Annotated in this window: 22 protein-coding genes, 2 rRNA genes and 1 pseudogene (1 of these 25 running past the window's edge); 10 read left to right on the forward strand and 15 right to left on the reverse strand. The window is 59.4% G+C overall.

Features of this window, described 5'->3' with window-relative positions; translation table 11 throughout:
- Nucleotides 1–322: 322 nt before the first annotated feature.
- Nucleotides 323–1,414: a 3-oxoacyl-ACP synthase III family protein gene (locus tag HSW_RS15880; protein WP_044002718.1), complete on the forward strand. Its 1,092-nt coding sequence runs from the start codon at nucleotides 323–325 to the stop codon at nucleotides 1,412–1,414.
- Nucleotides 1,415–1,509: 95 nt separating this feature from the next.
- Here the strand turns inward: HSW_RS15880 and HSW_RS15885 are convergent, their stop codons facing one another.
- Nucleotides 1,510–2,091 (reverse strand): LOG family protein, encoded by a 582-nt coding sequence (locus HSW_RS15885; protein WP_044002719.1) that lies wholly within the window; start codon nucleotides 2,089–2,091, stop codon nucleotides 1,510–1,512.
- A gap of 175 nt (nucleotides 2,092–2,266) precedes the next feature.
- Nucleotides 2,267–4,252 (reverse strand): arginine--tRNA ligase, encoded by a 1,986-nt coding sequence (gene argS / locus HSW_RS15890; RefSeq protein WP_231501305.1) that lies wholly within the window; start codon nucleotides 4,250–4,252, stop codon nucleotides 2,267–2,269.
- A gap of 315 nt (nucleotides 4,253–4,567) precedes the next feature.
- Between argS and HSW_RS15895 the strand changes: the two genes are divergently transcribed.
- Nucleotides 4,568–5,380 (forward strand): universal stress protein, encoded by an 813-nt coding sequence (locus HSW_RS15895; RefSeq protein ID WP_044002722.1) that lies wholly within the window; start codon nucleotides 4,568–4,570, stop codon nucleotides 5,378–5,380.
- A 71-nt stretch (nucleotides 5,381–5,451) separates the two neighbouring features.
- Here HSW_RS15895 and HSW_RS15900 read toward each other — a convergent pair whose 3' ends face one another.
- Both HSW_RS15900 and HSW_RS15905 read right to left on the reverse strand, forming a co-directional pair.
- Nucleotides 5,452–5,904, reverse strand: a complete 453-nt coding sequence (locus tag HSW_RS15900; RefSeq protein WP_081768447.1) for a YbaY family lipoprotein — start codon at nucleotides 5,902–5,904, stop codon at nucleotides 5,452–5,454.
- A 66-nt stretch (nucleotides 5,905–5,970) separates the two neighbouring features.
- Nucleotides 5,971–6,945, reverse strand: a complete 975-nt coding sequence (locus HSW_RS15905; protein WP_044002723.1) for an arginase — start codon at nucleotides 6,943–6,945, stop codon at nucleotides 5,971–5,973.
- Nucleotides 6,946–7,200: 255 nt separating this feature from the next.
- Between HSW_RS15905 and HSW_RS15910 the strand changes: the two genes are divergently transcribed.
- Nucleotides 7,201–8,601, forward strand: a complete 1,401-nt coding sequence (locus tag HSW_RS15910) for a type III PLP-dependent enzyme domain-containing protein (RefSeq protein WP_044002724.1) — start codon at nucleotides 7,201–7,203, stop codon at nucleotides 8,599–8,601.
- A 518-nt stretch (nucleotides 8,602–9,119) separates the two neighbouring features.
- Nucleotides 9,120–9,269, forward strand: a complete 150-nt coding sequence (locus HSW_RS24325) for a hypothetical protein (RefSeq protein ID WP_155833007.1) — start codon at nucleotides 9,120–9,122, stop codon at nucleotides 9,267–9,269.
- Nucleotides 9,270–9,356: 87 nt separating this feature from the next.
- On the opposite strand, the gene HSW_RS15915 is transcribed toward HSW_RS24325, so the two are convergent.
- Nucleotides 9,357–9,866, reverse strand: a complete 510-nt coding sequence (locus tag HSW_RS15915) for a D-glycero-alpha-D-manno-heptose-1,7-bisphosphate 7-phosphatase (RefSeq protein WP_044002725.1) — start codon at nucleotides 9,864–9,866, stop codon at nucleotides 9,357–9,359.
- A gap of 124 nt (nucleotides 9,867–9,990) precedes the next feature.
- Between HSW_RS15915 and hemG the strand changes: the two genes are divergently transcribed.
- The 3 genes from hemG (at nucleotide 9,991) to HSW_RS15930 (ending at nucleotide 13,332) form a co-directional block, all read left to right on the forward strand.
- Nucleotides 9,991–11,322 carry a protoporphyrinogen oxidase gene (gene hemG / locus HSW_RS15920; protein ID WP_044002726.1) on the forward strand — a complete coding sequence of 444 codons (1,332 nt, stop codon included), beginning with the start codon at nucleotides 9,991–9,993 and terminating at the stop codon, nucleotides 11,320–11,322.
- 186 nt (nucleotides 11,323–11,508) lie between these two features.
- Nucleotides 11,509–12,285, forward strand: a complete 777-nt coding sequence (locus HSW_RS15925) for a polyprenol monophosphomannose synthase (protein ID WP_052346522.1) — start codon at nucleotides 11,509–11,511, stop codon at nucleotides 12,283–12,285.
- 102 nt (nucleotides 12,286–12,387) lie between these two features.
- The gene (locus HSW_RS15930) at nucleotides 12,388–13,332 is read left to right on the forward strand and encodes a TerC family protein (RefSeq protein WP_044002727.1); all 945 of its coding nucleotides are present in this window, start codon (nucleotides 12,388–12,390) and stop codon (nucleotides 13,330–13,332) included.
- A gap of 70 nt (nucleotides 13,333–13,402) precedes the next feature.
- Here HSW_RS15930 and HSW_RS15935 read toward each other — a convergent pair whose 3' ends face one another.
- Nucleotides 13,403–15,556, reverse strand: coding sequence for a biosynthetic peptidoglycan transglycosylase (locus HSW_RS15935; protein ID WP_052346523.1), 2,154 nt, complete (start codon nucleotides 15,554–15,556; stop codon nucleotides 13,403–13,405).
- Nucleotides 15,557–15,719: 163 nt separating this feature from the next.
- Between HSW_RS15935 and purB the strand changes: the two genes are divergently transcribed.
- From purB to HSW_RS15950, 3 genes are all read left to right on the forward strand, one after another.
- On the forward strand, nucleotides 15,720–17,084 hold the full coding sequence (gene purB / locus HSW_RS15940) for an adenylosuccinate lyase (RefSeq protein WP_044002728.1): 1,365 nt from the start codon (nucleotides 15,720–15,722) through the stop codon (nucleotides 17,082–17,084).
- Between the two features lie 82 nt (nucleotides 17,085–17,166).
- Nucleotides 17,167–18,414 carry an Lnb N-terminal periplasmic domain-containing protein gene (locus HSW_RS22995; RefSeq protein WP_197031889.1) on the forward strand — a complete coding sequence of 416 codons (1,248 nt, stop codon included), beginning with the start codon at nucleotides 17,167–17,169 and terminating at the stop codon, nucleotides 18,412–18,414.
- 116 nt (nucleotides 18,415–18,530) lie between these two features.
- Nucleotides 18,531–19,640, forward strand: coding sequence for a glycosyltransferase family 9 protein (locus HSW_RS15950; protein ID WP_052346525.1), 1,110 nt, complete (start codon nucleotides 18,531–18,533; stop codon nucleotides 19,638–19,640).
- Here HSW_RS15950 and HSW_RS24330 read toward each other — a convergent pair.
- The 9 genes and pseudogenes from HSW_RS24330 to HSW_RS15985 all read right to left on the reverse strand — a co-directional run.
- Nucleotides 19,632–19,994: a DUF7079 family protein gene (locus tag HSW_RS24330; RefSeq protein ID WP_071883128.1), complete on the reverse strand. Its 363-nt coding sequence runs from the start codon at nucleotides 19,992–19,994 to the stop codon at nucleotides 19,632–19,634. The two genes, HSW_RS15950 and HSW_RS24330, sit on opposite strands and share 9 nt — an antisense overlap.
- 3 nt (nucleotides 19,995–19,997) lie before the next feature.
- Nucleotides 19,998–21,122 carry a glycosyltransferase gene (locus HSW_RS15955; RefSeq protein WP_044002729.1) on the reverse strand — a complete coding sequence of 375 codons (1,125 nt, stop codon included), beginning with the start codon at nucleotides 21,120–21,122 and terminating at the stop codon, nucleotides 19,998–20,000.
- 132 nt (nucleotides 21,123–21,254) lie between these two features.
- Nucleotides 21,255–22,244, reverse strand: a complete 990-nt coding sequence (locus HSW_RS15960; RefSeq protein WP_044002730.1) for a glycosyltransferase family 2 protein — start codon at nucleotides 22,242–22,244, stop codon at nucleotides 21,255–21,257.
- On the reverse strand, nucleotides 22,237–22,770 hold the full coding sequence (locus HSW_RS15965) for a DUF4199 domain-containing protein (protein ID WP_044002731.1): 534 nt from the start codon (nucleotides 22,768–22,770) through the stop codon (nucleotides 22,237–22,239). Before HSW_RS15965 ends, HSW_RS15960 begins: the two co-directional genes overlap by 8 nt.
- A 40-nt stretch (nucleotides 22,771–22,810) precedes the next feature.
- Nucleotides 22,811–23,338 (reverse strand): DUF4199 domain-containing protein, encoded by a 528-nt coding sequence (locus tag HSW_RS15970; RefSeq protein ID WP_197031890.1) that lies wholly within the window; start codon nucleotides 23,336–23,338, stop codon nucleotides 22,811–22,813.
- A gap of 53 nt (nucleotides 23,339–23,391) precedes the next feature.
- Nucleotides 23,392–24,819 (reverse strand): hypothetical protein, encoded by a 1,428-nt coding sequence (locus HSW_RS15975; protein ID WP_231501306.1) that lies wholly within the window; start codon nucleotides 24,817–24,819, stop codon nucleotides 23,392–23,394.
- A 408-nt stretch (nucleotides 24,820–25,227) separates the two neighbouring features.
- Nucleotides 25,228–25,449 (reverse strand): annotated as a pseudogene (locus tag HSW_RS25215) (BatA domain-containing protein); the annotation flags it as partial.
- Between the two features lie 335 nt (nucleotides 25,450–25,784).
- Nucleotides 25,785–25,896 (reverse strand): 5S ribosomal RNA (rrf, locus tag HSW_RS15980).
- Between the two features lie 100 nt (nucleotides 25,897–25,996).
- Nucleotides 25,997–26,121 (reverse strand): 23S ribosomal RNA (locus tag HSW_RS15985) (it continues 2,782 nt past the right edge of the window).

Raw genomic sequence — 26,121 nt, forward strand, 5'->3', positions numbered from 1 at the left:
GCTATACGCAATGTTCCCTGCTGGGGCTTCACTAGCGCCACAAGTGGGGGCCTGCGTGGTTGAACGGGTATTTGCGGTTCCTACGACCACCCGCTTGTTCGCCCCCTGCCAATAGACCGCCGGGGAAGCGTGGTACGACACTAACCCTAGCCTCTGGTATACAAGCGGCCCTAACCCCTACCTGAAGCATACTGCTGCCCCTAGATGTACCGGTCGGAGGTGCCTTAGGAATGCCAGAATTATATACAAGCAGGCAGGTCGCTACCTAAAAAGGCCCTACTTTCGTCCCTTGTCGCTCACAAACTCCCCTACTGATCTGATAATGAGTAAGACTCTCTATTCTGTCATTACTGGAACAGGCAGTTACCTTCCTTCCCGTATTGTCAAAAACGAAGAATTTACTACTTCGTTCTTTTTTGAGGCCGACGGCAAGCCCCTCACCAAAGCGGGCGCGGAGATTGTAGAGCGTTTCGCCCAAATCACCGATATCCAGGAACGGCGCTACGCCGAAGACGACCAGGTGGCGTCCGATCTGGCTTACCTGGCGGCTCGTAACCTGTTCGCCAGCTGCAACGCCGACCCCGAACAACTGGACTATATTCTGGTGGCCCACAACTTTGGGGACGTATCGATGGACAATCGTCGTTCTGATTTTGTACCCACCCTGGCGGCTCGCGTCAAGCACAAGTTGGGCATCGAGAACCCGAAAACTGTTGCCTACGATCTGCCGTTTGGCTGTCCCGGCTGGCTGCAGGGCGTCATTCAGGCCGATTACTACCTGCGCTCCGGCGACGCGAAGCGGGTGCTGGTGATTGGAGCCGAAACCCTTTCCCGGGTGTGCGACCCCCACGACCGGGACAGCATGATTTACGCCGACGGGGCCGGGGCCATCCTGCTGGAAGCCCGGGCAAGCGATACGCCCATCGGCATTCTGGCTCACGGCACCCGCTCCGATACGGTACAGGCGGCCCATCTGCTGCGCATGGCCGTTTCCTACAATCCCGCGTACCAGGGTGCGGAGCTGTTTCTGAAGATGGAAGGCCGTAAGCTGTATGAATACGCCCTCAAAACCGTCCCGCAGGCCATCAAGGATACGCTTGACAAAGCTGGGCTATCCATCGAAGCCATGAGCAAGTTGCTCATTCACCAAGCCAACGGGAAAATGGACGAGGCCATACTCAAGCGCCTGTACGCCCTCTACGACCAGCCCACTGTGCCCGCCGGCGTAATGCCCATGACCATTTCCTGGTTGGGCAATTCATCGGTAGCCACCCTGCCTACTCTACTGGATCTGATCCTGAAGCACCAGCTGCCGGAAACCACCATTGCTGCCGGCGAGAATCTGGTGTTTGCCTCCGTGGGAGCCGGCATGAATTGCAATGCCGTGGTATACCGCGTGCCGGCGGTGAAATAGCGCGGTGGTGACATGGGGAGTCTGACGTTCTGATTGCGCCACGTACGCAGATTGAACGTCAGACTCCCCATGTCACCACCGCGCTATTTCACCACTTATGTGGTGCGCGGGGTAAGCCATTTTTCCAGTGCTACGGGCTGGTAGGCCAGCATTTCATCAAGCAGGCCGTTGGGGTCGGGGTTGCTGAGGAGTTGGTTGCGGTTTTCGCGGCGGAGCAGGCCTTCATCGGCCATGTGGTCGAGGGCGCGGAGCAGGTGGTCGTAGAAGCCGGCAACGTTGAGTAGGGCCACAGGCTTTTTGTGCAGGCCCAGTTGGCCCCAGGTCAACACCTCAAACAGCTCCTCCAGTGTACCGAACCCGCCGGGCATAGCCACGAAGCCCTCGGCCAGGTCGGCCATCAGCAACTTCCGCTCGTGCATACTTTTCACGATGTGCAGCTCCGTGAGGCCGGTGTGCGCCAGCTCCTTATCGGCTAGAAAATCGGGAATTACGCCGATGGCCCGGCCGCCGTGCTGCATCACGGCATCGGCTACGGCCCCCATCAGGCCTACCCGGCCGCCGCCGTACACCAGCGTGAAGCCCCGCTGGGCCAACGTTTGGCCCATGGCAGTGGCTTGCTGAGCGAACAATTCGTTGGTGCCGCTGCTGGCACCACAATACACGGCTACGCTTTTCATAGAATGCTGTCGTTGCGAGCGGAGCGAAGCAATCCTTCCTCTTCCGGCTCTGGAGTTTTATCTAAGCGATAAGCCCCTGACGTAGCAACCACGTCAAGGGCTTAGCTGGTTTTTGGGCTTCTGACCTGCGAAAAGGAAGGTTTGCTTCGCTCCGCTCGCAATGACAGAGGGCTGATTACATCCGCTCGGGCACCTGGATGCCGAGCAGACCTAGGCTGGCTTTGATGGTCTGGCCGGTTTGGGCCGAGAGGGCCACGTAGAAAGAGCGGCTGGTTTCGTTGGGCTCCGTGAAAATTTTCACTTCAGTGTAGAAGCGGTTGTAGGCGCGGGCCACCTCATAGGCGTACTGTGCCACCACGGCGGGCGAGAACGTGCGAGCAGCTTCCTGCACTACACCCTGATAGCGGCCTAACTCCTGCACCATTTCGCGGGCGGCAGCGGGCAGTTCCTTCAATGCGCTCAAGTCGGCCTCCTGACTGATGCTCATTTCGGCGGCCTTGCGCAGGATGGTGGCAATCCGGGCGTGCGAGTACTGCACGAACGGCCCCGTGTCGCCTTCCAGCTTCACCGATTCCTCGGGGTTGAAGAGCATGCGCTTCTTGGGATCCACCTTCAGCAGGTAGTACTTGAGCGCACCCAGTCCCAGCATATGGTAGAGTTGAGCCAGCTCGTCGTCGGAGAGGCCTTCCGTTTTGCCTTTTTCGAGGGTGGCTTGCTTGGCGGCTTCTACTACTTCGCGCACCAACTCGTCGGCGTCTACTACGGTGCCTTCGCGGGTTTTCATTTTGCCCGTAGGCAGATCCACCATGCCGTAGCTGAGGTGATGAATGGCCGCTGCGTAGGGTTTTTCCAGTTTCTGAAGCGTCGCCTGCAGTACCTGCATGTGGTAATTCTGCTCGTCGGCAATGACGTAGATACTGGAATCGTAATGGAAGTCGGCGTATTTCAGTTCGGCTGTGCCCAGGTCTTGGGTGAGGTACACGCTGGTGCCGTCAGAACGGAGCAGGATTTTCTGATCCAGCCCTTCCTGCGTCAGGTCCACCCAAGTCGAACCGTCTTCTTTTCGGTAAAACAAGCCCCGGTCCAAACCTTCCTGCACCCGCTCCTTACCCAGCAGATACGTACCCGACTCGTAGTAAAACTTGTCGAAATCGACGCCAATAGCGGCATAGGTAGCATTGTGGCCTTCGTACACCCAGCCGTTCATCTGCCGCCACAGGCTCACTACTTCTTCGTCACCGGCCTCCCATTTCTGTAGCATATCCCGGGCTTCCAGCATCAGCGGAGCCGATGCCTTGGCTACATCCTCGGATACCCCCTCAGCTACCAGCTGCGCTACCTGCTCGCGGTAGTGCTTCTCGAACAGCACGTAGTACTTGCCCACCAGATGGTCGCCTTTGATACCGTCACTTTCAGGCGTCTCGGCGTGGCCAAACTGCTGGTAGCCCAGCATCGACTTGCAGATATGGATACCCCGGTCGTTAACCAGGTTTACTTTACTTACGGTAGCTCCGGTGGCCTTCAGAATCTCGGCCACCGAGTAACCGAGGAAGTTGTTGCGCAGGTGGCCCAGGTGCAGGGGCTTGTTGGTGTTGGGCGAGGAGTACTCCACCACCACGTTGCGCGGGCCCTCGGTAGTTACGGGCGTGCCAGCCGGCTGCCGGCGCAGCGCCGTGAACAGCTTCAGCCACTCGGCATCGGCAATTTCCAGGTTCAGGAAGCCTTTCACCACGTTGAAGCCGCTCACCAAGGGCGCGTTGGCCACCAGCCACTCGCCGAGGGCCTGCCCGATCTGCTCGGGACCTTTGCCCAGGGTTTTGGTGAAGGGGAACGTGACGAGCGTAAACTGGCCGGCAAACTCCTTGCGCGTGGGCTGCAACGTAAGCTGAGCGGCGGGCACGGTGGTGCCGAATACGGCCTGAATAGCTGCCCCAAGGGCAGTTTTGAGGGTTTGTTCGAGTTGCTGCACTGAGAAGAGCGAAACGCTTGGTAAGGAAATCCGGATCAGGATTTCGCAATGATTGACTGGACGACTGGCCGCGAAACGGGCGTAAGCGCGGGCACTGACCGGGTTAGCGGCGCCGGCCACTGCCGACATGCCTGCTGCACCCGGCGCAAGCTGCTGCTTACGCCATGAGTCGTCGTGGCCGGAGTAGTCCAAAAATCGGAGTCATAATGAAAGGTCGGTGCTCCATTCAGAGTCGCCGACCCCACAAAGGTAGAAACCTGCGCCGGAAGCTGCCCGAAAAAGTGCGGCCCCGGCTTCGGCACACCAGCCGGGCACGCCGGGCATCCGGGCGGCCCGCTTTCCGCTTTTCCCATTAGTACCTTCCTAGCATTCACTCACCCTGACACTTGGGGCTTTCATCAGTAGAAAGATGATGAATATCATGTATTTATCTGATTTTTTAATCTTGCAGCAAGCCGAGCGGTTGGCGTACTTGCCGGCGGTACATTTCTCGCTTTTTTCCGCATCATGGCCACTTCCCTGCTGATTCTCACCGACTTTTTTCAGGCCGCCGACGCGGCCCTGAACTATGCCACCAACTTAGCCGCGCCCCTCAATGCTCGCCTGGTGCTGCTGCACGTACGCCGCGACTCGGTGCTGGATCCTGAAATGTTTACCGGGCAGCTTTCCAACCTCAGCCGCGAAGCCATTCATTTGGCCCTGAGCAGCCTGGCCCGCGACCTGTCGGTGCCGGTGGTGGCGGAGATAGGTCACGGACGGGTGGCCTTTGCCGTGGCCGATGCCGTGAGCCGCCACCATCCGGCCCTGGTGGTACTGGGCCGCCACGATACTTCAGGCACGCCCGATGAGCTGGTGACGACTACCTCGCTCGATATTCTGCGCACGGCCCCCTACCCCATGCTGGTAGTGCCGCACACCATACGCAACCCTGCCCTGCCCCACCGCGTGCTGCTGGCTACCGATGGCGAGGAGTTCACGCTGGGCCAGTTTGCCGGCACCGCCCGCCACCTGCTCAACGCCCTACACGCCGAGCTAACCATCCTGCACGTTACGCCCACGGAAACGGCCGCTGACGAGACCTCCGCCCTGGATTCCGTCACGCGCACCGGCCTCACCGCCGACCTGCTCACGCTACATAGCCGCACGGCAGTAGCTGCCCAACCCGCCGAAGGTATTTTACAGGTAGCCTCCGAGTACGACATAGTCATACTCATTGCTCGCCGCCGCAGCTTCCTGGGGCAGCTGTTTCACCATAGTGTTACGGCCGAGGTGGTCCGCCGCAGCCCGGTGCCAGTTCTGGTGCTGCCGGCCCAGGAATAACTGCCAAAGCCCCACCGACGCGCATCGGTGAGGCTTTGGGCAGAAGGTAACGGAACCGGCCCGGCCGGCTGCTACTGCACTGGCCGCAGCACCAGTTCTACCTGCTTGGGATGGTTGCCGGTGATGACGGGGTAGGCCTCGTCGTTCAGGTACAGCAGCCGGCCGCCGTCGGTAATGCGGGCCTGCACGGTGTAAGTGTTGCTCATCTTGATCAGGGCCGGATCATAGCGCAGCGCAAAGGCAAACGGCACCTGCCGTCCGTTGGGCCGAATGGTCACGGAATCCAGCACCGTAGCGGCCACATCCTGCAGCGAGACATCCTGCAGCACCACCCGCACCACGGCCGTGGGCGGCAGCGCCATGCGGTTGCGGTAGGTAATGGTGCCCGTCACGGAATCCGGGGCAGCAGCAGCGGTGGCCGGCTCTCCAGTGGCGGCAGCTGGCGGGGCAGTAGACGACGGAGAGGCAGTGCAGCTGGCCAGCAGGATGGGCAGGCTGAACACCAGGCTATGGAGCGTTTTCATAACGGAGAAAGCAAGATTGAACGCGCAATAAACGGTTATTGTGCGTTCAATCTTGCGCGGACTCAGCTATCGGCTTACCACTTCCTCCAGCCGCAGGCGGCGTTGAATAGCATCGGTGGCGGCTTCCAGGATGTCAAAGGCGTTCTGAGCCATGGTGTTTTCGGAGTCTAGCGTAGGGTTGATTTCCACCATCTCGAAGCACACTACCCGGTCGTTATCCAGCAAGGCGCGGCACAGACTGATGGCTTCCTCCACGTTCAGGCCATCCACTACGGGCGTGCCGGTACCTTTGCTGAAGCGCGAATCTAAGGAGTCCACATCGAAGCTGATGTACACCATGTCGCAGAAGCGGAGCCGCTCATAAATCTCGCGGGCTACCTGGCGGGTACCCTTCTCCTTCACCTCGGCCAGCTTGTAGTTCTTGATGCCCAGCCGCTCGATGATGGCATCCTCCTCGTGCTCGGTGTCGCGCACCACCACGTATACCAAGTGCTCGGGCGTGACTTTGGGGCCGGCTTCGCCCAGGTTTTTGAGCTTCTGCCAGAAGAACTCGGTTTCGGGCTCGGGCTGATTGCGCTGACACTCGCGGTTATCATCACCCAGCGAAATAGCCAGCGGCATACCATGCATATTACCCGAGGGCGTGGTATAGGGCGAGTGAATGTCGGCGTGGGCATCTACCCACACGACGCCTAGCGTTTTGTGCGGATAAGCCGCCTTAATGCCCGCAATAGTGGCGGAGGCGTTGCTATGGTCGCCGGCCAGTACCAGCGGAAACTCCCCGAAGCGTAGGGTTTGCTCTACGGTGCTGGCAATGCCCTTTTGCACCGTGTAAATGGAATCGATGTGCTTGGCCTTCGGAAAGTGGTTTTTCTCGAAGAGCACGTGGTTCAGATCGGGCACACTCACCGAATTGAACCGGCGGAAGTAGTCGGACCCTTTGTTGAGGCAGGCCACCTTGAGGGCATCCACGCCCAAGCTGGCGCCACGGGTTCCGGCCCCGAGTTCGGAACGGACTTCCAGAAGCTTAATGCGTCGCATATTACATTGGCAGAAAAAGGGTTAGGTGGTTTAGATGCTTGCCGATTGAGTGGGTGGGGTCCCTCTCAGGCTTGACGCGCGCGGGCCTTCCGGCGCAACCAACGAACAGAGCACAACCAAAACCCCCGCGAGGGGGTATCTTTGCACCTGCAAGTTCGGCAAAAGCTTTGCGAAGAAAAAGAGTGCACGGTGGAGCTTGCTACCAGTCGGCGTTCTTTCGGCCAAACCCCTCACAACTTCCCCCAATTTCCTTCAATGGATACCTACCACGACCTGATTTCGCAGACGTTCGACTTTCCCACCGATGAGTTTCAGGTACAGGATAACGAGCTGCGCTTCCACGACATTGATTTGATGGCTTTGGTGGAAAAGCACGGCACCCCACTGCGCCTGGCCTACCTACCCAAAATCTCCTCCCAGATTCAGCGGGCCAAGGAGTGGTTCCGTCTCGGCATCGAGCAGACCGGCTACCAGGGCAAGTATTCTTACGCCTACTGCACCAAGGCTTCGCACTTCAGCTTTGTGGTGGAGGAAGCTCTCAAAAACGGCGTCCACATCGAAACGTCCTCCTGGTTTGATACGAATATCATCCGGGCCATGCACGCCAAGGGCAAGGTGCAGAAGGACACGTTCATCATCTGCAACGGTTTCAAAACCGAGGACTACAAGCGCGAAATCACCCGCCTCATCAACGACGGCTTCGTGAACTGCATGCCCATCCTGGACTCGCCCAACGAGGTGGACTACTACCACGACAACGTGCGCGAAAAGTGCAACGTGGGCATGCGCCTGGCTTCCGACGAGGAGCCGCGCTTCCAGTTCTACACCTCCCGCCTGGGCATCCGCTACACCGATGCCCTGCCGCTCTACGAGCAGAAAATTAAGGACGACCCGCGCTTCGAGCTCACGATGCTGCACTACTTCATCAACACTGGCATCAAGGATACCAGCTACTACTGGTCGGAGCTGAGCCGGTTTGTGCATAAGTACTGCGAGCTGCGCAAAGTGTGTCCTACCCTCACCACCCTGGATATCGGCGGCGGCCTGCCCATCCAGACCAGCATTCAGAAGGAGTACGACTACCCTTATATGATTGCCGAGGTGCTGCGCACCATCAAGCGCATCTGTGAGGAGGAAGGCGTGCCGGAGCCGGATATTTTCACCGAGTTCGGCATCTTCACGGTAGGCGAATCCGGGGCCACCATCTACAGCATACTGGACGAGAAGCTGCAGAACGACAAGGAGCTGTGGTACATGATTGACGGCTCATTCATCACCAACCTGCCCGATACCTGGGCCCTGAACCAGCGCTTTATCATGCTGGCCCTCAACGGCTGGAATAAGCAGTACAAGAAAATCCAGCTCGGTGGCCTCACCTGCGACTCACAGGACTACTATAACGCCGAGAAGCACATCTACCAAGTGTTCCTGCCCGAGCGCAAGCCCCAGGACGCCAAGCCGCTGTACGTGGGCTTCTTCCACACCGGCGCTTACCAGGAAAGCCTTTCCGGCTACGGCGGCGTGAAGCACTGCCTGATTCCGGCCCCCAAAATGGTAATTCTGGACCGCACCGAGGACGGCACCCTCACCGACCGGGTATTTGCGGAGGAGCAGACTGGCGAGTCGATGATGAAGATTCTGGGCTATCAGTCCTAACTGCGTGGGGCGCTCCGGTCGGGGCGCCCCTTTGCTTTAGCGGCCCGGGCAGGTTGTTGGCCGAAGTCGGCGCAGTGCGCAGTTGCAAGCCGCCATTGCTTCCTCTACCTTTACTGCCGTACCTATCATACCCGGGCTGAGCCCATTTACTTCGTTGCTCTCATGAAAAAAATGCTACTCCTTGCTTGCGTAGCCGGCCTTGGGCTGAGCGCTTGCAGCAAAAAAACTCAGTGCCCGGCGTATTCCAGCACGAAAGATGCCTCGCGCATTTCGTCGTCTATCACGGCCCAACATGGAAGCACTATCGAGCGGCAATAGGTCGGCCGGCCTGTTGAGGCCGTACTAATATAGGTAAAGGGGGCTTTTCTCGTGTGATAAAAGCCCCCTTTGTATTTTTTCAATACCAAAATAACTACGTAATTAAACAATTTCGATAACCTGGAATCGTTAGAAGACAAACGGGGTTAACAGTGAAGCACTTGCCTTACATTGCAAATCCCATCATTTTGTCTTTTACCATGAAAAAACTTCTTCTTTGGGGTAGTATCCTGGCTTTGGGCGCTACTTCCTGCCGCAGTCAATGCCCGGCGTACTCTCTTACCAAGCCTGCTACGCAAGTAGCTTCGCCGATTCTGGCCCAGGCCGCCGACAATCCGGTGCGTCAGTAATTCGTCCTTTTCTCTCGTTCACACCTAAAGGCCCGGGGCCACTTTCCTACTTTGGAAAGCGGCCCCGGGCCTTTAGGTGTGGTTGTGCTACTGAGCAGCCAGAATCAGGTCAGTGGCCGCCGCCAGATCGGCTACGTGGGGCTGGTAGCCGGCTTGGGCCTCCGGTCCCACCAGAATGCCGCGCACGCCCACGCGGTGCCCGGCTTCCATATCGCGCAGCCGGTCGCCCACCATCCAGCAGTGGGCCGGCTCCAACCGAAAGCGAGCTAGGGCCTTTTCCAGCATCAACGACCCCGGCTTCCGCGCCAGCGACTCCGATACGCTGGGGTGGCCTGGCGCGAAGTAAAACGCCTCGATGAGGTGGCCGGTGGCGTCCTGCAGCTTCTGGTGGCAGGCCGCCACGTGCGCCGCCGTGTACATACCCTTGGCAATACCGGCTTGGTTAGTTACCACGATGAGGTGAAAGCCGGCCGCCTTCAGCCGGGCCAGGCTTTCGGCTACGCCGGGCAGCACCACAAATTTTTCCACCTCCCACACGTACTCCCCTATCTCCTGGTTCAACACCCCGTCCCGGTCCAGAAATACTGCTTTGGTCATTGTTGTGATAAGGTGATGAGATGGCAAAGGTATGGTCTGTTGTCGTTTGGAAGTCGATGTTCCTTCGCGCCGCTCCGGCGACCAAGCCGTATCTTTGCCCTCTCTTCACATTCACTTCCCTCCCATGGCCATTGCCATTCTGGGCGGCGGTATTTCAGGCCTCACGCTGGCTTGGTACCTGCAGCGCGCCGGCCTCGATTACGACCTGTTTGACGCCAGCCCCCGCCCGGGCGGCACCATCCGCACGGAGCAGCGCGACGGCTACCTGCTCGAAACCGGCCCCAACTCGCTACAACTCTCCGATGAGCTGCGCGACTTGGTGGAAGGGCTGGATCTGGGGAGCCAGCTGCAGGACGCTGCCGCCGTGAGCCAGAACCGCTACGTGCTGCGCCAGGGCCGTTACCAGCAGCTGCCCGCCTCGCCACCAAAGCTGCTGACCAGCTCGTTTTTCAGCCTAAAGGCGCGCCTGGGGCTGGTGCGGGAGCTATTCCAGCCGGCCGTGTCGGTTAACCCTGAGGAAACTCTGGCCCAATTCTTCACGCGCCGGTTCGGGCAAGAGGTCGTGGATTATGCCCTGAATCCATTTATCTCGGGCATTTACGCCGGCGACCCGGCCCGGCTGCTACTCTACAAGACGTTCCCGCAGCTGGCGGCCATGGAGCAGCAGCACGGTTCCGTTATCCGGGGGCTGATGAAAAGCAAGAGTCCCGCCGGCCGCCGCCGCATCGTGTCGCTGACCGGCGGCCTGCAGACGCTCACTGATACGCTGGCCCGCAAGCTGCGCCGCGCCCACTTCGGGCAGGCCGCTACCCATCTGCACCGCCGCGCCGATGATGGCCGCTGGGAGCTGGAAACTACGGCCGGCCCCGCCCCGCGCCTCTACCAGCACGTGGTGCTGGCCCTGCCGGCCTACGCCGCCGCCCCGCTGCTGCAGGAGCAGTTCCCGGAAGCTGCGGCGGCCCTGGCAGCGGTGTACTACCCGCCTATGACGGCTATTTACACGGCCTACCAGCGCGCCGACGTCACGCATCCGCTCGATGGCTTCGGGGCGCTGCACCCCAAAGCCGAGCAGCCCTACGCGGCCGGCAGCATCTGGACCAGCTCCATCTTCCCGGGCCGCGCCCCGGCCGACCAAGTGCTGTTTACCACCTTTGTGGGCGGCAGCCAGTACGAGGCCGAGGCCCGCCAGCCCGAGGCCAAGCAGAAAGCCGCCGTGCATCAGGAGCTGAGCCGCTTCTACGGCATCCGGGCCGGGGTCGCGCCGGTATGGCAGTACCGCTACTACTGGGAGCGGGCCATTCCGCAGTTCGATGCACGCATTCCGGCCGCTCATACCGCCGCCGATACCTTGGCGGCCCAGGGTCTGTACGTCACGGCCAACTGGCGGGCCGGCGTGGGCGTACCCGATTGCATCCGCCACGCCCGGCAGCTGGCCACCATGCTTGCCGCCCGGTAGTGAGGGTGTTGCAGAAAATAGCTTTATCGTAAACCAGATTCCGGTGACGGAGTGTTATGGAAAGCGACACCGTGCTTCGGCAACCGTTGCCCCTGTTTTCGCATCCTTGCTTTACGGTGAAAATCCCCGGCAACGGGCCTCGTTATTTGCGACGGTACACTAAAACAAACTTCTACCTTTGCGGGAATGAATGACGGGGTTGTCCTGATACCGACCTATAATGAGCGAGAAAACGCGGAGCTGATCATCCGCAAGGTTTTCTCGCTGCCGCAGGCGTTTGATGTGCTCATCATCGACGACGGTTCGCCCGACGGTACCGCCGCCATCGTGCGCGGGCTGATGAGCGAGTTTGCGGGCCGTCTGTTTCTGGAAGAGCGGGCGGGCAAGCTGGGCCTGGGTACGGCCTACATTCACGGCTTCCGCTGGGCGTTGGCTCATGGCTACGAGTACGTGTTTGAGATGGATGCCGACTTCTCCCACAACCCCGACGACCTCATCCGCCTCTACGACGCCTGTGCCCACCAAGGCTACGACCTGGCCATTGGGTCCCGCTACATTCAGGGTGTGAACGTGGTGAACTGGCCGATGGACCGGGTGCTGATGTCGTATTTTGCCTCGGCCTACGTGCGCCTGATTACCCGCATGCCCATCCGTGACGCGACGGCCGGCTTCAAGTGCTACACGGCCCGCGTACTGCGCACCATTCCGCTCGACCAGATCCGGTTTGTGGGCTACGCCTTCCAGATTGAGATGAAATGGCTGGCCTACAAGTACGGCTTCCGGCTCAAGGAAGTGCCCATCATCTTCACCGACCGCACCCGGGGCTCTTCCAAAATGAGCAAAGGCATCGTAAAAGAAGCCTTTTTCGGGGTGCTGCAAATGAAAATCCACAGCTGGTTCCGGCAGTTTGAGCGGGTAGATACCGCTCCGGCCCTGGCAGCCTTACCGGCTACCTCCGAGTAGCAAACAGCCAAAATCACCTGATTGCGGAGCCCTGAAGTTTTGTAGCCACTGGCCACGAAACTTCAGGGCGTTCTTTTTCAGCGGGTCACGTATCTTACCCCGATGGAAATATCCCCGCTGTTCTGGGTTGGCTTCAATGTGGGCGTGGTGGCCCTGTTGCTCCTCGATTTGCTCGTGTTCAACCGCAAGGCGCACGTAGTGCGCATGCGGGAAGCCCTGGGCTGGAGCGCGTTCTGGATTGCCCTCTCACTGAGCTTCAACTATGCCGTGTACCACTGGATGGGCAAGCAGGCGGCCCTGGAATTCCTGACGGGCTACCTCATTGAGAAGTCATTGAGCGTGGACAACCTGTTCGTATTCCTGCTCATTTTCACCTACTTCAAGGTACCGCCGCAGTATCAGCACAAGATTCTGTTCTGGGGCATTATCGGGGCTTTGGTGCTGCGAGCGGCCTTCATTTTGGCTGGGGCGGCACTGCTAGCAAAGTTCCACTTCCTGCTGTACGTGCTGGGCGCGTTCCTAGTGTACACCGGCGTGAAGATGGCCACCAGCGGCGGCGAGCCGGAAATCGACCCCGACAACAACCCGGTGGTCAAGTTCCTGAGCCGCCATTTGCCCATCACCAACCGCCTGCACGAAGGACGGTTTTTCGTGCGCCAGAACGGGATGCTGTTTGCCACGCCCCTGCTGGTGGTACTGGTGATGGTGGAAACCACCGACGTCGTGTTTGCCGCCGACTCCATCCCCGCCATCCTGGCCGTTTCGCGCGACACGTTCATCGTGTACACCAGCAACGTATTTGCCCTGCTGGGGCTGCGGGCGTTGTATTTCGCGCTGGAAAGCCTCATGCGGCTGTTTCACTACCTGCACTACGGCCTCTCGCTCATCCTCATCTTCATCGGCGGCAAGCTACTGGCCACCGAGTTTCTGCACATCCCGATGGGCATTTCCTTGGGTGTCGTCGGCCTGATTCTGACCGGTTCCGTTGGGCTGTCGTTGCTGTTTCCGAAGAAGGAGGCAGAAGAGGGAGTAAAAGAGAGAAAGTAAAAAGTCAAAGCCCGTTCTCCTCATAAGGAGAACGGGCTTTGACTTTTTACTTTCTCTCTTTTACTCCCTCCTAATTCCCCGTTGGCGGGGTGGTGGGCGGGGCGGGCTGGTTGGTGTTTACGCCGGCGTCGGGGGCCGTGTCGCCGCCGAGCAGGTCAATCAGATTCAAAGGCTCGTACTGCGACGAATCGGCCGCGACGGTGGTGCGGACCGTGTCGCGGGTGGCCCGCACGATGTACTGGCGGGCGGGTCCTTGGAAGTTCACGGAGGTGCCCACGTTCTCGTACTCGCTCTGCGAAATGTAGCCTTTGCGGGCCATCAGCTGGGCAATCAGGCGGTGGAAGTACCGCCCGCTCACGCGCATCTCGCCGTACTGGTTGAAACCGTTGCGGTAGTATTTGGGGCGCGGCACAATGCTGGCCAAGAACAGGCTTTCCGACAGATTCAGGTTGCGCGGCTCCTTGGCAAAGTAGAATTCGGCCGCCTCGTGTACGCCGTAAATCTTCGGGCCCCACTCAATAATGTTCAGGTACACTTCCAGCATCCGCTCCTTGGTAGCTAAGCGGGTGTTTTCGATAATCCAGACAATCAGCGCCTCCTCGGCCTTGCGCACCAAGGTTTTCTTGCGGGTCAGGAACACGTTTTTCACCAGCTGCATGCTGATGGTGCTGCCGCCCCGGGCGAAGCGCCGCTCCTTCAGGTTCTGGATGGCTGACTTCACAAACGCCTTCTCCATAAACCCGCGGTGCGTCATGAAGCGCGGGTCCTCGGCCGTCATGATGGCGTACTTCAGATAGTCGGAAACCTGGTTGTAGGGCGTGTATTCGGGGTTGGAGGGGCCCACCAGGAAGGTTTTGACCGTATCGCCTTTGTCGTTATAGGCGGTGTGTAGGAACTCCTCGTTGAGCTGGTTCAGGTTTTCGCGGCCGAAGCGGGTAATGCGGAACTTGGTGGCTCGCAGGCCCGAATCGAACTTGAGGCTGTCCAGCTGATTCATGTTCAGGTCGGCCATGAGGTGGTACTGCACCGTGCCCTCGGCCTGGGTGCCTTCCAGGCTCTCAAACATACCCTCGGGCAAAGAGGCGAAGAAGTCGTTGGCCTTGGTTTCGCTGGATTCCACGTTCAGCTTCACCTGCACGCCGGCCAGCAGCTGGTTGCGGTTAGTGAGGCCGTTGATGTCCTTGCCAATCACCCGTTCCGGCACCGGCAGGCGGCGCATCGTCAGCTCCGGAAACAGCTCCATTTTGTTGAGCAGTACCCGGGTGCCCTTTTCCAGCGCAAACGAGGCCTGGCCTAGCTTCATCACGAAATCAATGCCACCGCGCGGGAACCGTACGTCGCTATCCGAGAGCTTGGGATGGTTCACGATGAAATTAGCCGCCGAGGCGGTGCCTTTCAGCAGCAGTTCGTCGTCGCCGCTCAAATCCTTTTCCGAGAGACTCACCCGCACCGTGTCGAACTGCACGCGGGCGCCGTAGCGGCTCTGCACGTAAGGCAGGACCACCGGCCGCTTATCCAGCCCGAACACGCGGGCATCCACTTCGTAGTCGCCGGCGTCAATGTGCCCTTCCACGCCCATACGGTTTTCCACCGAGTCGATAACGGCCGTCAGCTGGCCGCTGATGTCGCCGTCCTCGATGGCCAGACGCGGCATGGTGAGGCGGGCGCGGTGGCGGGGGCTTTCGTACGTCACCAGGAAATGCTGGAAATCGGCCTCCTCGGGAATATTGTCGAAGGTAGCCTCCAGCAGCTGATTGGCGAGTAGGCCGTAGTTGGTACCTTTGGTAGTGTCGCGTGGGACGGCCGGTTGGGTTTTCTTCTTTTTGTAGAGGAAGGAGTAGTTATCCTCACCGCTGCGGGTTTTGCGGGCCGTGAGGCGGGCACTGTCGATTTCGAGGTTGCTGAATACGGGGCGGCCGGCAAACAGGCTGCGCACGCTCAGGGAGGCGCGCACTACTTGGGCGCGCAGTAACGTATCGGTGGAGGCAGCGGGTGTCAGGCTCACCCCTTCCAGCTGCACGGTATTGAGGTCGGTGAAGCGGGCCGGGCCCAGGGTGAGCACCACCGGAAACTTGCGTTCTACTTTGGCTTTCACCTGCAGCAGCGCGTAATCGAGCAGTTGTTGGCGCTTGGCGAGAAAAATACCGAGGCCGATGAGCAGAAGCAGGGCCAGAACGCCGAGGCCGAGGCCGATTTTTTTCTTGGTAGCTGAAGTCACGCGCACAGATCGGAGAGAAAGGAAGGGGCGGCAGGCCGTAGCCAGATTCGTGCCGAACCTGCCGCCGCCCGGGCAGCAAAGGTAACGAAAAAGGCCCGCGTCCCGATTGGCCCGCGCCCCGCCTTCCGCTACCTTTGGCCCGTCCCTGGCCATTTTCTTTCCTCTACGTATGTCCGCTGCCCCCGATTACAGCACGCTTACTCCGCTCACCGCCGTTTCGCCCCTTGATGGCCGGTACCGCCGCCAGACTACCCCGCTGGCCGCCTACTTCTCCGAGCTGGCCCTGATCCGGTACCGGGTGCTGGTGGAAGTAGAGTACTTCATTGCCCTCTGCGAGCTGCCGCTGCCCCAGCTGCAAGGTGTTGATGCAGCAGTTTTCGGGCAGCTACGCGGCCTCTACACCAGCTTCAGCACCGCCGATGCCGAGGCCGTAAAGGCCCACGAGCGGGTTACGAACCACGACGTAAAGGCCGTGGAGTACTTTCTGCGGGACCGGTTTACGGCCCTGGGCCTGGGCCAGTACCTGGAGTTCATTCACTTCGGCCTCACGTCCCAGGACATCAATAACACCGCCATTCCGCTCAGCCTCCAGCACGCGCTTATTCATACGCTATTGCCGGCCTACGCGCAGGTGCGCAACCAGCTGGCCACCCGCGCCCAGAGCTGGGCCGCCGTGCCCATGCTGGCCCGCACCCACGGCCAGCCGGCCTCGCCTACCCGCCTGGGTAAGGAAGTGGAGGTGTTTGTGGCCCGGCTGGATGCGCAGGTGGAGCTGCTGGGCCAGGTGCCGTTCGGGGCCAAGTTCGGCGGGGCCACCGGCAACTTCAACGCCCACCACGTAGCCTACCCCGGCACCGACTGGCACCAGTTTGCCCAGCAGTTTGTGGAAGGCCGGCTGGGCCTCAAGCGCAGCCACCCCACCACCCAGATTGAGCACTACGACCACCTAGCCGCCCTCTGCGACGGCCTCAAGCGCCTCAACACCATCCTCATTGACTTGGCGCGCGACGTGTGGCAGTACATTTCCCTGGGCTACTTCCGCCAGACGGTGAAGGCTGGCGAGGTGGGTTCCTCAGCCATGCCCCACAAGGTGAACCCCATTGACTTCGAAAACGCCGAGGGCAACCTGGGCCTGGCCAACGCCGTGCTGGAGCATCTCTCGGCCAAGCTGCCCATCAGCCGCCTCCAGCGCGACCTCACCGACTCCACCGTGCTGCGCAACCTAGGCGTACCGCTGGGCCACACCCTCATTGCCCTCACCGCTTTGCAGCGCGGCCTCGACAAGCTGGCCCTCGACGAAGCCGCCCTCCGCCGCGACCTGGACGATAACTGGGCCGTGGTGGCCGAGGCCCTGCAAACCATCCTGCGCCGCGAAAACTACCCCGACCCCTACAACGCCCTCAAAGCTCTCACCCGCACCGGCACTACCATCAGCCAAGCCACCATCAGCGAGTTTGTGGACGGCCTCAGCGTGAGCGACGCCGTGAAGCAGGAGCTGCGCGCCATCACGCCCAGCAGTTACGTGGGCGTGTAGCACCTATTCGCGGCAGTTTCTTGCCGCGTAAGCGCGGCCCGGTATCTTTTCCATGCGTGATTCAAGTAGCTTCGCTGGAGCTATGCAGTATTCACCTCCGGAAAAGGCGTCGGGCCGCGTTTCTGCGTTCCATCTACCCGCATCGGGTAGTCGGTTATTGCTTCTGGCCCTGTTGTGGGTCTGGAGTGCAGGAACTTTGGAAGCCGCCGCCGTGACCAACGACACGCTCGCCATCAGCCTGCTCACCTGCGCGCCGGGCTCCGAAACGTACGCCTTGTTCGGACACTCCGCGCTACGCGTCACCAATCCTGGCCGGGGCTTGGACCACGTGTACAACTACGGCACCTTCGATTTCCGCACATCGAACTTCTACTGGCGCTTTCTGCGCGGCGACTTGCGCTATTCTTTGTCGGCCAGCTCGTTTGCTGAGTTCCGGGAAGCCTATCGGCAGGAAAACCGGGCCGTCACTGAGCAGGTGCTAGCACTGCGTCAGCCCGAGGCCCGCCTGTTGCACCAGCAGCTGGAAACTACGCTGCAGTCACCGGCCCGATTTTACCGATACCAGTTTTTCACCGATAACTGCACCACGCGTCTGCTGGGCCACCTCCGCAGCGTAACGCAGGCACAACCGCTCCGCTACACGTACGCCGACTCGGCTATCCGTTACCGGCAGCTCCTGGCACCTTATCTGGCTCCGGCGCCTTGGGTGTCTTTCGGCATGAACATCGGCCTGGGTATGCCCGCCGACCGTTACGCCTCCTTCGAGCACCGGCTCTTTCTGCCACTTGAGCTTCAGCGGGCCCTGGCGCATGCTTCCCGGTTGGGGCGGCCCTTCGTGCAGCAGACCCGCCCGTTACTGAATGTTACGCTACCGCCACGCCCACCCCAGGTGTTTACGCCTTTGTTCTGCCTGGTTGGCCTGGGCCTGCTATTGTTGCTCGCGCAGCTGCTTCCTACCAGTTACAGCCTGGTACCACGAGTGCTGCACAGCAGCTTCCTGGCGGCGGCCGGCCTGCTGGGCTGCTTCCTGGTAGGGCTTCAGTTGATTTCCCTGCATTCTCCCGTTCACACCAATTACCAGGTGCTGTGGTTGCAGCCGACGCACTTGTTCTGGGCCTTCGTTCAGCCTCGCCGCGTTTGGCACCCTTTTCTGGCATCTGCCTTACTGGGTATCGTAGTGGGTGGTTTGGGGGGGTGGATTGTTGACTACGTACGGCCAACGTCCGAATCCGGACTATTGTTGGGGTTGCTGTTCTGGCAATTACTGGTTCTGTTTCGGCGTTGCGGTCGGGTATCGGAGCCATTGAAGCAAGCGGGAATGGCTGGCTGAGCCTACTCCTTGGCTATTTTCGATTGCCTTACTATCAGCCTATTGCTTGGGCTTCATTGGCTGATGGCAGCCAGCCTGCTACTTTTACCGGCTCATCCCCCTGTTTTCATCCCCCAATGCCCCACCTCAACGGCGTAACCGTTCATCCCGACTGCCGCCACTTCCGCGGTGATATTCCCTGCCGCCCCAACAAGGAGTACGGCTACCAGTGCCAAGACTGCCCGGTGTATGCGCCCACGCAGCAGCGCATCCTCATCATCAAGCTCGGGGCCATCGGGGATGTTATCCGGACGACACCCTTGCTGCGGCGGCTGCGCCAGGAGTACCCGAATGCCCGCATCACCTGGCTCACGCTCACGCCCGCCATTCTGCCCCAGAGCGGCGGCTGGATCGATGAAGTACTGAAGCTGGAGCTGACCAGCGTGCTGCATTTGCAGCAGCGGGAGTTCGATTTGCTGTTCAACCTCGATAAGGACAAGGAAGCCTGCGCGTTGCTGGGCAGCATCCGGGCCCACCAGAAGTTCGGCTACCAGCTGCACCCGCAGTACGGCGTGGCCTGGCCCGTGGGGGAGCTGGCCAACCACAAGTACCTCACCGGCGTGTTCGATGAGTTGAGCCAGCAGAACCAGAAGCCCTACGTGCAGGAAATCTTTGAGCTGTGCGGCTACGAGTTCCAGCACGAGGAATACGTGTTCGACACCCACGACGACAAGGGCTACGACTGGAGCCAACTGCCCCAAGGCCGCCCCCGCATCGGCCTCAACACCGGCTGCGGCGACCGTTGGACCACGCGCCTGTGGTCAGATGAAAAGTGGATTACCCTCATCAACCAACTGCAGCAGGCCGGTTACGCACCCGTACTGCTGGGCGGTGAGGCGGAGGCGGAGCGCAACCAACGCCTGCACGCCGCAACCGGCGCGGCTTACCTGGGCACGTTTCCGCTGCCGCAGTTCATCAATTTGATGCACCAGATGGACGGTATCGTGACGCAGGTCACCATGGCAATGCACATCAGCATTGCCCTGCGCAAGCCTACCATCCTAATGAACAACATCTTCAACCCCTACGAATTCGACCTCTACGGCCGTGGCCAGATCGTGCAGCCAGATAAGCAGTGCGTGTGCTTCTATCGGGGCTCGTGTAAGCTGGGCCCCACCAGTTGCATGGAAGATTTGTCGGCTGAAAAGGTGTTTGAGGCCGTGCGGGTGAGTGTGCCTTTAGCGTAAGTAAACGGCTACGCGGGCCAATGCTTTCTGCGTAAAAAGGTCTACCCGTTTCTGCCACAACCTTTTAGAGCCAAGCCACTTACGCGGTGCGGTTCGGTAGGAATGTTGAATGTGCGTTATGAGCCATTGCTCATTCCAGCCAGCCCATTCACCTGCTATGTCTTGCACATTAAACCACAGCGCTGGCGCTACCTCATTGTAGTTGATAAGCCGAATTTCAGCCCACGAAAAACCGCTCTCCGCGCATACAGCAGCAATACGCTTGAAATCTTGCTCCTGCAGTTCAGTATCTAAATACAAATCGGCTAGTGCTACCCATACTGGCCACCGACGTTCTTGATCGGGAGTGTTCATCGGTTAGCCGGCCACCTCTTTCAGCGCCTTTACCATCACGTCCCAGGAAAACTCCTTCTTCTTGGCCCACACGCCGGCGGTGAATTCCTGCTCGCGCTGGTGCTCGTAGAAATCCACCAGCGCATCGGCAATGGCCTGAGGCGTGGGCGGCACCACGTAGCCGACTTCCCCGTTCGGAATCAGCTCGGCCAGCCCACCCACGTCGGTTACCAGCATGGGGCGGCTGAAGTGGTAGGCAATCTGCGAGACGCCGCTTTGGGTGGCATTTTTGTAGGGCTGCACTACCATATCGGCGGCGCAGAAGTAGTCTACCACCCGCTCATTCGGGATGAAGTCGGTGGCGCGCACGAGGCGGCTTTCCAGGTTGTGCTGCCGGATGAGGGCTTCGTAGGGGGCGGCGTCTTCGTAGTACTCGCCGGCAATAATGAGTTTGAGCGGCAGCTGGGCCAGTCGTGCATCGGCAAAGGCTTCCAGCAGAATATCGAGGCCTTTGTAAGCCCGAATGAAGCCGAAGAAAAGCAGGTAGCCGAACGCGGGGTCGAGGTCCAGGGCGGCCAGGGCATCGGTCTTGGGCTTGAGGAGGCCGAAGTTGTCGTAGAGCGGGTGCGGGCGGTAGAGGGCGGGCTGCCGGAAGTGCAGACGGCGCAGGTCGGCCAGCACCGCGCGGCTCATCGTCACGAACCCGTGGCAGGCCGAAAGGAAGTAGCGCGTAAGCGGTCGGTCGCCGGGCCGCTTCTCGTGCGGAATGACGTTGTCGGTAATGGCTACCACGCGGGTATGGCGGTTGCGCCGGATAAGGCGGGCCACCGTGCCCAGGGCCGGCCCCATAAACGGCAGCCAGAACCGAAAAATCACCAGATCGGGCCGCTCCCGGCGCAGGCGGTTGCCTACTTGGTACCAACTCACGGGATTCACCGAGTTCAGGCTCACCTCGATATTCAAGTCGGTAGGACCCGGCTCGGTGCTGAACTGCGTCTGGCCGGGAAACAGAAAATCGGGATACTGCAGCGAGAAGGTAACTAGGCGCACCTCGTCGCCGGCCTCGCGGAAGGCCCGCGCCAGCCGCTCGTTATAGGTGGCCAGCCCGCCCCGCAGCGGGTACGCCGGCCCGATAATCACTACGTTCATAGGGCTACAAGGTAAAAAACGATTGTCATCCTGAGCGCAGCGAAGGACCTTACCACATTGCAACGAGTTGTCATCAAAACAGTCGTTGCAGCGTGGTAAGGTCCTTCGCTGCGCTTAGGATGACAGATAATGTTACTTCAAATTCAGCCTTTCCTTCACGAGGTAGTCGTTACGGTTGGAGCCGTTTAGCTGCACCATTTCGGCCAGGAAACCGGCAAGGAACAGTTGCACACCAATCACTACCGCTACCAGAGCCAGGAAGAAGAGCGGCTGGGCCGTCACGTCGCGGGTGGCCAGATTCATAATCCAGGAGTGCCACACCTTCTCCCCTACCAGCCACAGCGTAATCAGCATCCCGATCAGAAACGACACCGAACCCAGGGCCCCGAAGAAGTGCATAGGCCGCCGCCGGAACCGACTCACGAACGTGATGCTCATCAGGTCCAGAAAGCCGTATACGAACCGCTCCAGCCCGAATTTGGTGGTGCCGTACTTGCGTTCCTGGTGCTGCACCACCTTCTCGCCGATGCGCCGGAACCCGGCCCATTTGGCAATGACGGGAATGTAGCGGTGCATCTCGCCGTACACTTCAATGCTTTTCACCACCCGGCTGTCATAGGCTTTCAGGCCGCAGTTGAAATCATGCAGCCGGATGCCCGAAATCCAGCGGGTAGCGCCGTTGAAGAGCTTGGTGGGAATGGTTTTGCTGAGCGGGTCGTAGCGCTTCTTCTTCCAGCCGCTCACCAGGTCGAAGCCATCCTGGGTAATCATGCGGTAGAGCTCCGGCAATTCCTCCGGCGAGTCCTGCAAATCGGCGTCCATGGTGCATACCACCCGGCCGGTCGTTTCGCGGAACCCCACGTTCAGGGCCGCCGACTTACCGTAGTTGCGGTTGAAGCGGATGCCGCGCAGGTGCGTATCGGTGGCCGCCAGCTGCTCGATAACCTCCCAGGAGTCATCCGTCGAGCCGTCATCAATGAGAATCACCTCGTAGGTTAACCCGTGCTGGGTCAGCACCCGGTTGATCCAGCGGGTCAGCTCCGGTAACGACTCGGCTTCGTTGAGCAAGGGAATAACGAGGGAAAGCTCAACGGGAAAGTGCTGCGAAAGACGCTTACTCAAACTCAGGACGGGTATTTTTGGTGATGGCAGAAATGATGAGGGCCAACAGGAAGGCAAAAACGGCGGTGGCCAGAATCGACCACACAATGCTGATCGGACCGGTAGGCATCATTTTCTCCGTCCACTGCATAGCCTGATCAATTTGCTCCTCACTGATGTTGCTGTCAGCTTCCATTTTGGCCCGGGCAGTTTCCAGGGTGCGCTGCACGTACTGCGCATCAATGAAATTGACGTAGATGTACTGGAAAATACCGCTCAGTACACCAATTACCGCACCGGCCACGGTGGCAATACCCAGTCCCTGACCGTAACTCATGAAGCCGCCGTTGTGCTGCTTGTAAAACTTGTGCGCCAGAACAATACCCCCAATCAGAATACCAAACGTCAGGAATCCCATCACTGGTTTCTGCTCCAGATCGGCCGCCTTCAGCACAAAAGAGTAGATGACGGTGACAAGGCCGGTTAGCAAACCGTAGCGAATACCAACGGAAGCGGGAGTAACGGCAGGCGTAGACGTGTGTTCCATAGCGGAGAACAGGTTAGGTGAATGAATGCGGGAAGGTAGATTATTTCCGCAAAAACACGCCAACCGGAATACTCAGCAACACCCCGATAAAGCTTTTCTTGAACAGCTCATCCTGCGCAAACCCCTCCGGTGTGCGAGCAAGGTTGCGCAGGGTGGCCGCGTACTGCTGGGCGCCGTTGGCCTCCTTAAGGTACATGGCTTTGGTAGCTTCCAGCAGTTGCCGGGCTTCCGTGAGATGCTGCTCAATCAGCCCCGGCCCGGTCAGGCGCGAGAAGGTGTACATGCCCGCTGCCGCCACTATGGCCGTTACCAGGGATGTAAGCATTCCCACGCCAATGGCTTTGCCTAGGCCCGGCCCCTCGAGCACGTAATATCGCCGCAGCAGTATCTGACTAACCACTGCCGCAATGGGGGTGAAGAAATCGGCCAAGGTGCGCTTAGGGCCGTAGGGGTTGTTGTCGGTTAAGTACAGAAACAGGACCCAGGCCACGCACAAGGCCCCTGTTACGGCCCCGCACAGTACCGCCGTGCGCAGCACGGGGTTGGGAGTTGAGGGAGTAGATTCCAAAGCCAAAAGCTGATAAGGCGGCAAGATACGCCCGAACTCCGCAATATGCCGCCTCAGGCGGCCACTGCCGGCGCGGCTACTGGTACCGTCCGGCGGTTCCACCGCAGCAGCAACCCTTCCAGCAGCAAAAAGCCTAGGGCGGCCCACAGGCAGTACCGCCACAACGGCACGCCTACGCGCTGCGCCTTATACCGAGCTGCTACGGTCTGGCCCTGTCCGGTTTCGTACACCTGCACATTGGACCGGTTCGGCCCAATCAGCTGCCGCAACTCCGCTGCCGAATAGCTCCGTAGGTCCGATTCCCGCTTGTCGAGGTTGAAGGCCAACGTAGCAACCGTTTTACCCTTGGTTTGTAGGTTGTAGAACCCCGGCTGCCGCATTCCGGGCGGCACTTCCAGCCGGAACATTCCATTTAGTTGCTGCTGCACGGGAATATAGATCAGGCTATCCTGCACCAACCGATACGCTGGCTCACTGGCACTACCTGCTCCTAGCGCTATCCGCAGATTCACTACGCCTTGGTTGAGCCGGTAGGCCGGTTGCTGCTCTTGCCGGTAGCTCTGCATGGCCAGTCGGTACAACACGGGTACAAACAGTGGGTGTTGGGCAAAATCGGAATAAGGCGCACTAAACGGAGCCGAAAACACATATACCTGTCCCTTACCGCTCGGGAAGCCCGCCAGGTAATTTTCCCCGTCGCGCAGGCGCAGTACGTCAGTTCCTGAACGCGCCCACCGCAGCACCGGAGCGGCTTTGGGCATGCCTGCCCGGGGATTTACTCCCGCAAAAACGTCCTGGAAAAACGGATTCTGCGCATTTGGTAGCGCAATATCCTGCAACACGGGTGGCGTTGGAGCAGTAGGCTGCCATTGAACCGGTCCCAGACCCAGTTCTCTGAAAAGCTGCCCGTACGACTCCCGGCTACTCGATACAGCGGAAGGCACAACCACTAGCGTGGCCCCCTGCTGTACTGCCCGCCGCAGGTTTTCGCGCAACCCGGCTCCCACCACTGGCGCCTCCCGTAGCACCAGCAGGTTGGCAGCCGATAATTTACGGTAATCCGCTGCCTGCGCGGCAGTAAACTGATAGGCAAACAGCGGCTCATTCGCATACAAGGCCCCTAGCTTCGTCTCGGTGCCGACTTCTGTTATCTGAATCTGTTGTGCAGGCTGCAGGGTAAAATAGTAGGCATTATCAAAGTCCACCGGATAATCTTCCACTTCCACCCGGCACGCCTGCACGCCCGATTCCATCAGCCGGATGCGGGCTGACGTTGTTACCGCCTGCTGGGCCGGCACCGTAACCCGGAACGAGGCCGCCTGCTGCTTCCCGATGAATACTTTCGTCTGACAGTTTTCGGCCGCCTGCTGACCTCCGTTGCGCAGCCGTACCCGCAAATTCAAGTCGCTTCCCAAGCGTACAAAGGCATCATCAAGCCACACGCTATCCACAAACACGTTAGCCCTTAGTTTTCCCGCCACGGGAACCAGAAACAGTTGCTGGGCAGTATCAAGATCAGCCAGAGTAAGTGCTGAGAATCCGTTTTTCTGAAAATCGGAAAATACAAACAGTGGCCCCGCTGTCCTTCTTGTCTCCTGCGTAGCCTGACGTATGCTCGTGGTAAGACTGCTCCCTTGTCCAGTAGGCTGAGTCTGCTCAACCTGCATCCTGTAGGCAGCGGCATTCAATGCCTCCGGTTTGCCTGGCCACACTTGATAACGAGCAGTCTGTGGAAATGCCAACGGCAGTTCCACAGACTGCTCAATGGTCTGCTCCAGCAACGATTGGTCATTTTCACCCATTTGTTGCATACTGGGTGAATTGTCGAGCACCACACGCACCACCGAATTCGCAGATTGTGTTCGCTCCGGTGCTGGTATATAGGGCTGTGCAAACAACAATACCAACGCCGCCACCAACCCTATCCGCGACAGAAGTACTAATAAATGCTTGATCTTCCGTTGCCGTACTGTCACCAGCTTCACCTCCCGGATGAATTCCACGTTGGAAAACAGAATCCGCTGTGGCTTACGCAACTCAAACAAGTGGATAGCTATCGGTATTGCCACTGCCAGCAATCCAACCAGAAACCAAGGATATGTGAATACCATGCAGATGAACTAGTGAATCCGTGAAGATAAACACAAAACATGTGCAATAAGTCGCTCCAGCGCCTGCTGCTGCAACACGAAGACAACATTCCAATATCCAAACACGTCCTGCCCTACTATCGGGCAGGACGTGTTTATTTTCCAGCAGCGTCCAAGCGCGCAACCAAGCAACGGCTCGCACAGCACACTCTGCTGCTGCCACCCGCCACATGCAACTGTCAGCAGGACTAGCCCGTAGCGCAGTGGTCACGCGCGGGCTGGGGGGGGGTGGCTATAAACGCAAACTGCCTCGCGCATTCCGGTGAGGGAACGCTGCGAGGCAGTTTGGATGATAAGGTTGGCGGCGACCGACTCTCCCGCCGGTGAAGGCAGTACCATAGGCGCTCCGGGGCTTAACGACTCTGTTCGGAATGGGAAGAGGTGAACACCCGGGCTAAAGCCACCATTATCAAGTCAGCCCGGCCCGGGTGCGTGTTCGCACACCCGGCGGCTGTCGTATTCGACATAGAGGCAGAGTCTAAGAAAAAGAAAGGAGGTAGCTGCTGGCTACAGAAGTGTTCGAGCACTTAGTACCCCTCGGCTATGCCATTTCTGACTGTACACCTAGGGCCTATCAACGTCATCGTCTCTGACGGCTCTTATTATCGGATATCTCATCTTCAGGTGAGTTTC

Source organism: Hymenobacter swuensis DY53 (assembly GCF_000576555.1).
Taxonomy (GTDB): domain Bacteria; phylum Bacteroidota; class Bacteroidia; order Cytophagales; family Hymenobacteraceae; genus Hymenobacter; species Hymenobacter swuensis.

What these genes read in the sequence shown, in the direction of transcription:
- HSW_RS15925 (WP_052346522.1), top strand. Translation starts at nt 11,509, where the DNA reads ATGAATGACGGGGTTGTCCTGATACCGACCTATAATGAGCGAGAAAAC.
- HSW_RS15930 (WP_044002727.1), top strand. Translation starts at nt 12,388, where the DNA reads ATGGAAATATCCCCGCTGTTCTGGGTTGGCTTCAATGTGGGCGTGGTG.
- HSW_RS15955 (WP_044002729.1), bottom strand. Translation starts at nt 21,122, where the DNA reads ATGAACGTAGTGATTATCGGGCCGGCGTACCCGCTGCGGGGCGGGCTG.
- HSW_RS24330 (WP_071883128.1), bottom strand. Translation starts at nt 19,994, where the DNA reads ATGAACACTCCCGATCAAGAACGTCGGTGGCCAGTATGGGTAGCACTA.
- HSW_RS24325 (WP_155833007.1), top strand. Translation starts at nt 9,120, where the DNA reads ATGAAAAAACTTCTTCTTTGGGGTAGTATCCTGGCTTTGGGCGCTACT.
- HSW_RS22995 (WP_197031889.1), top strand. Translation starts at nt 17,167, where the DNA reads ATGCAGTATTCACCTCCGGAAAAGGCGTCGGGCCGCGTTTCTGCGTTC.
- HSW_RS15900 (WP_081768447.1), bottom strand. Translation starts at nt 5,904, where the DNA reads ATGAAAACGCTCCATAGCCTGGTGTTCAGCCTGCCCATCCTGCTGGCC.
- HSW_RS15895 (WP_044002722.1), top strand. Translation starts at nt 4,568, where the DNA reads ATGGCCACTTCCCTGCTGATTCTCACCGACTTTTTTCAGGCCGCCGAC.
- HSW_RS15885 (WP_044002719.1), bottom strand. Translation starts at nt 2,091, where the DNA reads ATGAAAAGCGTAGCCGTGTATTGTGGTGCCAGCAGCGGCACCAACGAA.
- HSW_RS15950 (WP_052346525.1), top strand. Translation starts at nt 18,531, where the DNA reads ATGCCCCACCTCAACGGCGTAACCGTTCATCCCGACTGCCGCCACTTC.
- hemG (WP_044002726.1), top strand. Translation starts at nt 9,991, where the DNA reads ATGGCCATTGCCATTCTGGGCGGCGGTATTTCAGGCCTCACGCTGGCT.
- HSW_RS15915 (WP_044002725.1), bottom strand. Translation starts at nt 9,866, where the DNA reads ATGACCAAAGCAGTATTTCTGGACCGGGACGGGGTGTTGAACCAGGAG.
- HSW_RS15965 (WP_044002731.1), bottom strand. Translation starts at nt 22,770, where the DNA reads ATGGAACACACGTCTACGCCTGCCGTTACTCCCGCTTCCGTTGGTATT.
- HSW_RS15910 (WP_044002724.1), top strand. Translation starts at nt 7,201, where the DNA reads ATGGATACCTACCACGACCTGATTTCGCAGACGTTCGACTTTCCCACC.
- HSW_RS15880 (WP_044002718.1), top strand. Translation starts at nt 323, where the DNA reads ATGAGTAAGACTCTCTATTCTGTCATTACTGGAACAGGCAGTTACCTT.
- purB (WP_044002728.1), top strand. Translation starts at nt 15,720, where the DNA reads ATGTCCGCTGCCCCCGATTACAGCACGCTTACTCCGCTCACCGCCGTT.
- HSW_RS15905 (WP_044002723.1), bottom strand. Translation starts at nt 6,945, where the DNA reads ATGCGACGCATTAAGCTTCTGGAAGTCCGTTCCGAACTCGGGGCCGGA.